This is a genomic window from bacterium, assembly GCA_023230585.1.
In the GTDB taxonomy this organism is placed as follows: Bacteria; Ratteibacteria; UBA8468; order B48-G9; family JAFGKM01; genus JALNXB01.
In genome coordinates this window covers 21,065-32,091 of the sequence record JALNXB010000020.1, presented here as the reverse complement: position 1 = coordinate 32,091, position 11,027 = coordinate 21,065, and the positions used below count along the sequence as shown (strand labels likewise).

At 36.2% G+C, this 11,027-nt stretch carries 9 protein-coding genes; 8 read left to right on the top strand and 1 reads right to left on the bottom strand.

Annotated elements, in window-relative coordinates; translation table 11 throughout:
* Positions 1-1,188: 1,188 nt before the first annotated feature.
* The 4 genes from M0P98_05005 to serA all read left to right on the top strand — a co-directional run bounded on the left by M0P98_05005 (position 1,189) and on the right by serA (position 4,858).
* Positions 1,189-1,959 (top strand): M55 family metallopeptidase, encoded by a 771-nt coding sequence (locus M0P98_05005; GenBank protein MCK9266224.1) that lies wholly within the window; start codon positions 1,189-1,191, stop codon positions 1,957-1,959.
* 85 nt (positions 1,960-2,044) lie between these two features.
* Positions 2,045-2,590: a 7-carboxy-7-deazaguanine synthase QueE gene (locus M0P98_05000; GenBank protein ID MCK9266223.1), complete on the top strand. Its 546-nt coding sequence runs from the start codon at positions 2,045-2,047 to the stop codon at positions 2,588-2,590.
* Positions 2,587-3,252: a 7-cyano-7-deazaguanine synthase QueC gene (gene queC / locus M0P98_04995; GenBank protein MCK9266222.1), complete on the top strand. Its 666-nt coding sequence runs from the start codon at positions 2,587-2,589 to the stop codon at positions 3,250-3,252. Before M0P98_05000 ends, queC begins: the two co-directional genes overlap by 4 nt.
* A 25-nt stretch (positions 3,253-3,277) precedes the next feature.
* Positions 3,278-4,858, top strand: coding sequence for a phosphoglycerate dehydrogenase (serA, locus tag M0P98_04990; GenBank protein ID MCK9266221.1), 1,581 nt, complete (start codon positions 3,278-3,280; stop codon positions 4,856-4,858).
* A gap of 214 nt (positions 4,859-5,072) precedes the next feature.
* Here the strand turns inward: serA and M0P98_04985 are convergent, their stop codons facing one another.
* Complete coding sequence (locus M0P98_04985) at positions 5,073-7,085, bottom strand: hypothetical protein (GenBank protein ID MCK9266220.1); 2,013 nt, start codon at positions 7,083-7,085, stop codon at positions 5,073-5,075.
* A 391-nt stretch (positions 7,086-7,476) separates the two neighbouring features.
* Between M0P98_04985 and M0P98_04980 the strand changes: the two genes are divergently transcribed.
* Genes M0P98_04980 through M0P98_04965 form a run of 4 tightly spaced genes read left to right on the top strand, consistent with a single transcriptional unit; the run spans position 7,477 to position 11,007 of the window.
* On the top strand, positions 7,477-7,938 hold the full coding sequence (locus tag M0P98_04980; GenBank protein MCK9266219.1) for a hypothetical protein: 462 nt from the start codon (positions 7,477-7,479) through the stop codon (positions 7,936-7,938).
* Positions 7,928-8,299, top strand: coding sequence for a hypothetical protein (locus tag M0P98_04975; GenBank protein ID MCK9266218.1), 372 nt, complete (start codon positions 7,928-7,930; stop codon positions 8,297-8,299). The genes M0P98_04980 and M0P98_04975 overlap by 11 nt, the downstream gene beginning before the upstream one ends.
* Positions 8,259-8,885, top strand: coding sequence for a prepilin-type N-terminal cleavage/methylation domain-containing protein (locus M0P98_04970; GenBank protein ID MCK9266217.1), 627 nt, complete (start codon positions 8,259-8,261; stop codon positions 8,883-8,885). The genes M0P98_04975 and M0P98_04970 overlap by 41 nt, the downstream gene beginning before the upstream one ends.
* A complete protein-coding gene (locus tag M0P98_04965) occupies positions 8,845-11,007 on the top strand; it encodes a helix-hairpin-helix domain-containing protein (protein MCK9266216.1) in 2,163 nt (720 codons plus the stop codon). Before M0P98_04970 ends, M0P98_04965 begins: the two co-directional genes overlap by 41 nt.
* Positions 11,008-11,027 lie beyond the last annotated feature (20 nt).

Below are 11,027 nucleotides of genomic sequence, written 5' to 3'. Positions count from 1 at the left end.
GTATGTGGTGTCTACTCACTCTGGTACTACGGCGCATACACCTTCTACTTAACAATCGGGCACTCTGAGAACTCACCCTTCTGCATAGCAAGCATCTCCGAAGGGTTTAACAGGCTCAGAGTAGGGGAACAAAAGGCTTGAACCTTTTGTTAACAGCCCGATTCTTACTTGAGGTGTAGTAGCACCTCGTAATTCGTTCATAGACACATACTTTTTTAACGAAAGAAAATATAAAGGCAAGGATAAATACATAAAAGAAAGGCGTATGTGGTGTCTATTCTCTCTGGTACTACGGTGCATACACCTTCTACGCCACAATCGGGCACTCTGAGAACTTACCCTTCTGCATATAAAGCATCTCCGAAGGGTTCAACAGGCTCAGAGTAGGGGAACAAAAGGCTTAAACCTTTTGTTAACAGCCCGATTCTTGCTTGAGGTGTAGTAGCACCTCGTAATTCGTTCATAGACACATACTTTTTTAACGAAAGAAAATATAAAGGCAAGGTTAAAAGCATAAAAGAAAGGAGTATGGGGTGTTTACTCACTCTGGTACTACGGCGCAGACACCTTCTACGCCACAATCGGGCACTCTAAGAACTTACCCTTCTGCATATAAAGCATCTCCGAAGGGTTCAACAGGCTCAGAGTAGGGGAACAAAAGGCTTGACCTTTTGTTAACAGCCCCCCCATTCCGTCTTTGCGAGCCGTTTTTTGGCGTGGCAATCTCGCCGTAGGCGGAAAAGGAATGCACCTTCTTTTGCCCTCTACCCCTGGAGGTTCTTGGGATAGAGAGCCCTCAGGGATTTGCAAAGAGTTTAATGGGATGAGGCTTGTCCGCCGAAGCTTGCATTGTAGCGTAGGTGGAGGGTCTGCAAAGAGTTTAATGGGATGCCACCCCCCTGTATGTCATTCCGGACTTGATCCGGAATCTCGTTTTTACGCTGTATCTATTACCAGCGTGGGTTAGGTTAGAGATCCTGAAACAAGTTCAGGATAACAAATTGATGCGTTCGGACGACAAAATGGGCAGAGAGAAGGCAACCCCCCACTCCGTCTTTTGTAGTTTGCTTGGCGAGGGTTGCCACGTCATTAGAGGCATTCCTCGCAACGCCACAAAACGGCGACAAGGCAAGGATACTGTAACAAGTCCATAATGACAAAAATGGTGGATAAAAAAAAGGAGAAAAAATGAGAATCTTTATATCAACTGACCTTGAAGGAGTAACAGGAGTATGGAGATTTAAACAGACAAGAGAAAGAGGGACTGAAGAGTTTCATCAAGCTGTAAAATTTCTTATGCATGATATAGCAGCAGTTGCTGAAGGATTAATACAAGCCGGAGTAAAAGAAATCTATGTCTCCGACGGGCATGGAGGTGGGAACAATTTTCTACCTGAATTGATGGTTGCAGGGGTGCATTATATTACTGGAAAACCAAGACCGAGAGTTTTAGATGAATCTTTTGATGGATATATTATGCTTGGGTACCACGCTATGAACGGTACTCCCGACGGGGTGTTGCACCATACACAAAGTTCTGAAGCAGAATGTAAATATTTTTATGATGATATAGAGAGAGGCGAAATGTTTCAGAGTGCGGCAGTTGCAGGACATTATGGTGTACCTGTTATTCTTGTAACAGGCGATGAAGCCACTTGTAGGGAGGCACGTTTAACTTTTGGAGAAAACATCCCAACTGTTGCCGTAAAAAAAGGGCTTAACAGGGAAGCCGCAATTCTGCTATCTATGGCTGATACAAAGAAACTTCTTGTTGAAGGCGCTATAAAATCGATAGAAATGCTTCCTCAGATGAAGCCTTTAAAAGTGGCACTACCTATGAAAATACGGATAAGAAATCTTGTTTCTGGCACAAAAGCCACCCCCGATAACCCTTACTTTGAAGAGTTCAACGGTGAAGTTAGAGATATAAAAGATATTTATTCAGGAAGCAAACCTTAAAAACAAAGGTACTTTTACAACCAATCAAATGGCTTTTATATACAATATATGTGAAATTTTTTATTCTTTGCAAGGAGAAGGTTTTTTGCAAGGTCTACCCATGGTCTTTGTTAGAATGAGCGGATGTAACCTTAGGTGTTCCTTTTGCGATACAAAATATTCTTTTGAAAAAGGTGTAGATTTGGATGTTTCAAAAGTAGTTGATATGATAGAAAAGTTTTTATGTAAAAGAGTATGTATCACAGGGGGAGAGCCGTTTCTTCAAGACCTATCACCTATAGTTAAACACCTAAAAGAGAAAGGGTATTGGCTTACGGCAGAAACCAATGGAACCAAATGGCAAGACCTACCCCTTGACTGGCTTACAGTAAGCCCAAAAAAGGAAGGATTAAGCCTTTTCCCCAAAGGGTATGATACAAGGTTTCTTAAAAGGGCGTCTGAGTTTAAGTATGTTATAACAGATATTAAAGAATGGGATTTTATAGATAAACAGATAGAACAACCTGTAATTTTACAACCAGTAGATAACAACCCTTTGATAATCAACAGTATAGTTAATAAACTAAAAAAAGAACCTCAATTAAACTGGTATTTAAAATTTCAAAACCATAAAATATCCAATATAAGATGAAAAAAGCGGTTTGTCTCATATCGGGCGGGTTAGATAGTTATGTTGCGGCAACAATTGCAAAACATAATGGGTACAGTATTTTTGCGTTAACGTTAAGGTATGGGCAGAAGAATAATAGGGAAATATCTTGTGCTAAAAAAATATCTGCTAAACTCCAAGCAGAAGAACACCTTATTCTTGATATAGATCTTTCTTGGGTTGATTCAGCTTTAACCAATAAAAAAATACAGATAGCAAACACATATCCGTTATCTGAAATTCCCGCTACCTATGTTCCTGCAAGAAACACTATATTTATAAGTCTTGCTATAGCTTTTGCTGAAACTATCGATGCTGAGGAGATATATCTTGGTATCAACTCAGTAGATTTTTCTGGGTACCCAGATTGTAAGCCAGAATATATAAAAAAATTTCAATCACTTTTAAATGTTGCAACAAAAAAAACCTGCGAAGGTAGACATATAAAACTTAATGCTCCTTTAATAAATTTATCAAAATCTGAAATAATAAAAGAAGGAGACAAACTAAAAGTTGATTTTAGTATCACCTGGTCGTGTTATAGAAATAATGAAAAACCTTGTGGGATATGCCCAAGTTGCATACTCAGAGAAAAAGGATTTAAAGAAGCCAATATTAAAGATTTAGCTATAAAAAATAAATAACAATTTGAAATTAGGAGATAAGTGCATGAAAAAAATCTTGATTACAGAACCTTTTGCTCAAGAAGCAGTTAACCTGTTAAAAGAAGCAGGTTTTGAAGTTGTCTTAAACTTCAACCTTACAGATGCTGAACTTATGAAAGAGATAACCAACTTTGATGGGCTAATAGTTAGAAGTAAAACAAAAGTTAATGAAAAAATAATAAAAGCCGGTAACAAACTTAAAATAATAGGTAGAGCAGGGGTAGGTGTTGATAATATTGATGTTGAAACAGCAACAAGACAGGGTGTTATGGTAATGAACGCCCCTAACGCAAACACCATTTCTACCGCAGAACTTGCCATCCTTTTTATAATGGCATTATCAAGAAACTTCTACCAAGCAGTACATTCTACAAAAGAAGGTAAATGGGAAAAATCTAAATTTAACGGAAGCGAACTATACAAAAAAACGCTTGGAATCATAGGGTTAGGCAGAATAGGTACACAAGTAGCAAAAAGAGCTATGTCGTTTGGTATGGAGGTGGTAGCTTTTGATCCTTTCGTTTCACGTGACAAAGAGAAGACCTTAAATATAAAACTAATATCATTTGAGGAGTTGCTTCAAAAAGCTGATTATATAACCTTACATCTGGCACTAACAAAAGAGAGTTATCATTTGCTTAATGAAGAAGCCTTTAAAAAAATGAAAACTGGGGTTAGGATAGTCAACTGTGCCCGCGGTGGTATAATTGATGAGGAGGCTCTCTTTAATGCTATCAAAGAAAAGAAGGTTATTGGTTGCGGTTTAGATGTTTTTGAAAAAGAACCCCCACTCAACAGCCCTTTATTAAAACTCTCAGAAGTAATAATTACCCCTCATCTGGGGGCATCCACTCAGGAAGCTCAAGTAAATGTTTCACTACAAATGGCAAAACAATTTAAAAATGCTCTTCTAAACGAAGTTATTGACAACTCTATCAATTGCCCTACTATAGACTCATCTATTCTTGCTACAATGCAACCTTATATAACAATATCTGAAAAGATGGGGAGTTTTCAAGGACAACTAACAGAAGAGAGTATAGAAAAGATAGAGATTACCTATACAGGAGATTTAACTAACAACCAAACTCAGATACTCACTTTATCTTTCTTGAAAGGGTTTCTTGCCTGTATTATCCCCAGTACTGTTAATTATGTTAACGCTATGCTTGTAGCCAAAGAGAGAGGTATAAAAGTAGTAGAAAAACATAGTAACTATCAAGAAGATTTCCCCAACCTTATCACCGCAGAAATTACAACCCCAAACACAAAAAGTTCTGTATCAGGAACCTTGTTAGGAAAGAACGACCTACGTATAGTCAAAATCAACGGGTACCGTGTTGATGTTTATCCGTCAGGTCACCTTCTTTTCTGTATGAATGTTGATAAACCGGGAGTTGTATCTCATATATCTTCTGTATTAACTGAAGTTGGAGTAAATATAGCTAATATGACCGTAGGCAGAGAAGCAGCAGGCGGGCAAGCGTTAATAGTTTTAAATATTGATAACACAATTTCTAAAGAAGTTTTATTAAAGATAAAAGAGAACCCTATTATTACAAAAGCTGTTCTGGTTGAATTGTGAAAAGATTGTCATTGCAAGTGATGAAGATTATACCACGGAGTATTTTGCGGAGGTCAGACCTTCGTCTTAGTCATTAGGTCTTGTCCCGACAAGTTTTTTGAAGGAGGAGAGGCAATAACAAAACCTTCTTTCATCTTTTTCATCTATTTCTTGACACAACCTAAATTGTGAAATAATTAACATAAATAAACTCAAACTTTAAAACGGTGCACAACTACTTAAACATTTCATTAATTGCCGAAACTGTCCAGTTTACAAGTATATCTCCCCCTTCAGGTCCAATATCAGTACTTGCCGGGACAGAACCGTACCCACCTCCTTCAACAGATCTCTGGGTAGGCAGGTATGTTCCGTCGCACCCTGCTTTCTGTATCAAAAATGTCTGTGTAGCTTTGCTCCACTCCTGTATCTGTATACCAAAATCAAGATATAATTCAAAAGGGTTTGTAGCAAAAACTGTGTCACCAATACGTATAATATGAACCAATGTGGGAAGGTTAGGGGATGTCTTTTGAAGTTCAAATCTCCTCTGAAGTGTTTCTCCTCGTTTAACTAATCTATATGTTGAACTTAATTTACTGTACCACCTTGTTTTTTTCCTCATTTCAGGATTACTCTTATACTCTTCCAGAAGTTTTGAATAAGCTTTCTTTCTTGCATTTATTTCTCTGGTGTTTCTTGCCATAGATTCTTCTGCGATCAATCTTCGCGGCAGCTCTATAATCTCTTGCCTGTGTTGAAACTCCGGTTGCCATTCAATCTCCTTTTCTGCAAATGGAACTATATCATCTATTGCATTTGTAATCCGTTCTGCTATTTCTAAACGTATAGATCTTCCTTTTAATCTACGCATTCTGCTTTCAGCTCTATTCCCTATCAATACACGAGGAGAGATATCTCCTGCGGGAGCACACTGAGGAAGTATATATACATCCTCGCCAAATCGTTTTCTTATCTCCTCGCGAGTATCGTGCCAAAAATCAGCTGAGATCTTATAACTTCCTTCAGAAACCTGAGAAGGGCAGGCAATGTTTATAACAATACCGGTAAGTTTGTTATTTGTATTATAGGTCATCATTGCGTATACAGAATGGTCCTCGAACCCTTCTACGTGACTGAATGTGTCTAAATGTGCTCTTCCATACATTCTACTCTTACCGTTTTTATATTTAAGTCGCCGATTTCGGCCAACAACAGCGTGCCCCATTCCATAGGAAATTCCAGAATACTCTCTCTTTTTCCACGCCTCAACAACTGTGCCAGATATACGCTCAGAGGCAAATTCAAGATACTCAGTCGGTGGCATAACGTCCTTAACCTCTGGAAAATCATCCAATCCATACGATATCAACTTTACAAGCGGAGCAGCGTGGGTATGGGTAGCACCCAAAAATATGTAGTCAGGGTCGAGTTCCGGAATTTTCAGTCTTACTTTTTCTTTAACTTTAGCTATTAACTCGTTAGAAACGCCTACCAGATCACAACTTATCATTATTGCATAATTATTTGGTTTGTTGTTATCGGATTCTATAACAAGAACTGTAGCCGTGACAGGATCCATTACTCCTTCAGAAATTCTTGCGTGAAACTGACCGGCTATATAAACCTTTTTTTTAGGTGTAATGTTGGTCTGTGCCCATCCAACCTTTATCCCATTTTTTATTTCACTTTTATCAACAGTTAAAGCCTTTTTTCCGCTTAAATCAATTTTAGTGTAACCGGCTGGTACTTCAAATAGTTTATAGTTCTGTCTTCCTCTTTTAATATTATTAAATTCTATTGACCAGCTATCATCCATATTAGCAGTTTTTAAAGGAAACTTAGTAGATCTGCTTATCCATTGATATATCTGTTCTGTTGTTTCATCTGATTTCAATGTAATTAAATACTTGTCTGCAATGTGACCATCAATATTCTCTTGACCAACCAGCTTTCTTTCTACCTCGTCAGGAAATTTTTCTGATACAACCATTTTGATACTGATAAGTTGCTCTGTATATACTTTCTGTTTTGGTACCAGCTTCCACTCAACTCTTTTATCTACTCTGGAGATAAGTGCCATTTCAGGCATTTCCATTCGAGTCTTTTCCCCACTAACAAATATCTTCCCATTTACTGTGGTATTCTTATCTTTTATTACCGTATCAGCAGAAAAATCATACGCTAATAATGGGTAAATGAGTAAAGCTGAAAATAAAAACATTACAACCAGAACTATCCTTTTCATTTTTACCTCCTCGCATAACCAAACGTTCTGCCAAACTTGGCTATGTTTTAAACGGTAGTTACGAGCAAACTTGTTCCGAGTACCCCCGAGGTGTTCATTCCGCAGGCTCTTTTTACCAGAGATCTGTGTATATAGATTTACTAATAACTGGCCCAACGCAGTAAAATGCTTAATATATCTATTGACTTAATGTCTCGCTACATCTTGCTTAAATTGATACCTTGGCAACATATTTAGCAATTGTTTGAAAATTGTGCTATGATATTTTATACCAACCTCCTATTAAGATGTTTTTTTACGTTAAAACAATTATACCCTACTGGAGAGCAGCTTCAAAATTTATAAATTGTCAAATATCAAAAAATTTAATTGGACAGGAGTAAGATAATATATGTACTTTAAATCTTTTGATAAAACATCAAACAAAGGGATAGGAATAGTAGAGGTAGTTATATCTTTATTTATTCTATCACTTTTTCTGCTTGTCTCTTTAACATATTTTCATAAATACCAGAAAGATATGCAGATTAAACTTACATCACAAGAAATTCTTGGAATTATATCTTTTGCCAGAAATTCTGCTTTAAGTGAAAGGAAAAACTTTTTTGTTATCTTTGATGAAAATTCTGTTTCAATAAAAAGAGAAGGCCAAGAGGAAATCATCGGCAAAGAGTATCGGTTCCGTGAAAGAATATATGTAAAAGAAAAATCTCAAGGATTTAACCCTATCATACTACAACCTGACGGTACTTCTAAAATGGCAGGATTTATGGTACTGGCAGATACCTCTGGTGGAAAAGAGGTTCGTTTAGTGCTTCATAACCTAACAGGGAGGTGTTTTATTGAAAAATAAGGCTGGTATAACTTTTATTGGTCTTATAATTTCGGTTCTTATTTTGGCAATCGGCATTTCCACTCTCCTTAAAATCTATCCTGTAATAAGTACTCTTTCCGAAAAAGCTAAAGGAAACATCTCTGTATCTTTTATAGCTGACAAGATTTTTGCTCTTATAGAAAATGTTTATGGCAACTCAAATGGTCCTCCTGTTCCTACTCATTTATCAGGTATCGATGAAGAGTTTCCCTTATATTTCTATTCAGTAGATATAAAAGAAGAAAAAGAGAGTTTATATAATGTAGATATTGAAATTTCTTGGAAAAAAGAAGGTAAAATTGCGAAAGAATATTTTTCTGAAAAATTTAGAAGGAGATAAAGGTATAACGCTTATAGAAATTACCATATCTATCTTTATTTTTGCCATTCTGATACTTGCTACAATTTTTATTTTTAAAGAAACCTCGTATAGAACTGCAAAAGTTTCTGGAGAAAAAAAAGTTTTTTCTGAATCTATTGGGGTTCTCAATTATATAGAAAAATATATTACTGCTTCTATGTGTAACGATAAAGAAGGGTTACAAAGAATAAATTTTCAAGGAAAAGAAGATTTAGTAAGGTTTATAGCTCCGTTTTATAAAGGACCAGAATCAGATTTAGCAAAATTTAGTATATATTTCAAGGATGATACCATAAAAGTATCTATCGTAAGGATAAACAATAAAAACCCTGACTTCTCTTTTCCTGAAACTTTTTCGGGTGCCCAAACATTGGGTGAAAACATATCTGTTTTTAAGATTAAGTATTATGATGGAACCAACTGGAAACAATGCTGGGATACAGAAACTATGGAAGAACCGGTACTACCTAAGTCTGTTAAGATTAGTTTAGTTACCTATTCAAAAAAAATAGAAGGAAAACGAATTGAAAAAGAATTTACAAAAATTATTAATATTACTTGGTAAAAGAGGCGATTCGGTCATTTTAACTGTAATGGTCTTATTACTCCTTTTTGTATTTACTGCGTCTTTGCTCTTAATCTTTTCTTTCTGGCAAAAATCTTCTTTCAAGATAATGTCAGGGAAAAAAGCTTATAGGTTTGCAAAAACAGGTATAGAGGAAGCTATATGGGAAATAGATAAAGATAGCAGAGAGGAAGATTCTTATCTTGATTCCTGGAGGACAAGTTTTGAAGGTAACGATATAGATTTAAATGAAGACGGAACACCCGATTCCCGTTGGTTCTATATAAAAGACAGGCAAGGAGAAACAGTAGGGCGATATGCAATCCTTGTAGAAGACGAGAGCGGAAAAATAAATATCAACTACGCAGGTTCACCTCATAGTAAAAAAGCAAGTTATACAGTAGAAGATATAGATATTTTGCCTAACCTGCTTGGTAAAGTAACATCGCAAAATGTTGCAACTTATAGAGAAACAAGAAAGTTTGAATCTCCTTCCGACATCAAGATGGTTAAAGGCATAGGAGAAACTACGTACGAGAAAATCAAAAATTATATAACCTGTTTCTCGTATGACCTTAACCGTAACAGAAAAGATAAAGAGAGGGCTAATATAAATACAGCTCCCTATGAAAAACTTTATCAACTATTCATCAATAACGGGTACTCTCAAGAAGTCGCCCGTCAAACAGTTTTAAATATTATATCTTACAGAGAAAAAAACAGACCGTTACCTTTAATAACTATTGGCAACCGTGATATTATCGGTATAGGAAAAACCCCTTATTTAAACGAGATTGACGCAGTAAAGCCTTGGAGTGTGAGGGTGCTCCCTTCTGGAGTTGTAATACTTACCGAAGAAGGTGGACAATTTATAGAACTTTTCAATCCTTATGAGACAGAGATTGATATAGGAGGATGGGAGATCAAAGGTGTTATAACATTATTTTCACAACAGTGGAAAGACTTTTTTGACCATTCAGAAACTATACTAAACGATGTTACTCAAGGTGAAACGTATATAGACCCTAAAAAAAACAAAGGGTTTTGGGAAAAACTTGTACCTACAACTATTATTATCCCAAAAGGGAAAAAGATTCCTCCCCGCTCTTACTACACAATCGGAGACAGAATTTCTCTTAAAATAATAGTTAGTCCAGGTCCGCCCATAATGGTAATTCCTGTACCCATACCTATCAGAGACCCGTCAAACTGTGACCAGTATGAACCAATCCTTGCAATAAACCCCGGCTCTTTAGGTGCTATTTCACATTTACTACAGTATATCCCTTTCTTATCAAACCTTGGATTAGATTTTAGGATGCGATTGTTTGATAGTAACGGTAATATAGTAGAAAATACAACCTATATTGTTGATTTTCCCTATACCACAGTGCAGAAGAACGACCCAAGAATGAACGACCAGACAGACTGGTACGACGCAACTCCTTCGCCAGGTGAACAGAATATAGTTTTTCAGCCGTGGATAGGTAAAGAATTTGGTATGACAGACTGGGTTTTTAATTGGCCTTCACATTTCAATATAAGAAACAGCCATTTTCTCTCTTTAGGCGAACTTTCTTTGATACACAAAAAACAACATTGGCAAACTTTAGATTTTTGGAAATATGGTAAAGATAGAAAAATGATTGACCACCTTACAACTTTTAAAGAACCTAAAAAACCTACGTATGGACGTTTAAATATAAACACATCTTCTGAAACTGTTCTTATGTGCCTTCCCAGGGTAGATAAAAATCTTGCAACGGCAATTGTTGAAGCAAGACCATACTCAGATATATCCGAAATACTTGGAACAAGAGGTTCTGGAGATTCTCCTTTAGAAAAATTGAGTAGAGAAATAACAAAGTACGGGTTTGACCTTAAAGATAACGATAAAGATACCTACATAGATACAGATAAAGAGAAAGAGATTATCTTTAATGATATAATCAATCTAATTACAGTTAGAAGCAATGTGTTTAAAATAATTTCTATAGGACAAAAAGTGCAAAATATAGAAAAAAATGGTAAAATAGTGACAGAAATAGAGTCAGAAAAAAGAGTAACAGTCTGGTACGACAGAAGAAAAAAGAAGATTATATATAGAAGAGAGATAGAATAATACCGTCTCTTATACAAAAA

What these genes read in the sequence shown, in the direction of transcription:
- M0P98_05005 (MCK9266224.1), top strand. Translation starts at nt 1,189, where the DNA reads ATGAGAATCTTTATATCAACTGACCTTGAAGGAGTAACAGGAGTATGG.
- queC (MCK9266222.1), top strand. Translation starts at nt 2,587, where the DNA reads ATGAAAAAAGCGGTTTGTCTCATATCGGGCGGGTTAGATAGTTATGTT.
- serA (MCK9266221.1), top strand. Translation starts at nt 3,278, where the DNA reads ATGAAAAAAATCTTGATTACAGAACCTTTTGCTCAAGAAGCAGTTAAC.
- M0P98_04985 (MCK9266220.1), bottom strand. Translation starts at nt 7,085, where the DNA reads ATGAAAAGGATAGTTCTGGTTGTAATGTTTTTATTTTCAGCTTTACTC.
- M0P98_04980 (MCK9266219.1), top strand. Translation starts at nt 7,477, where the DNA reads ATGTACTTTAAATCTTTTGATAAAACATCAAACAAAGGGATAGGAATA.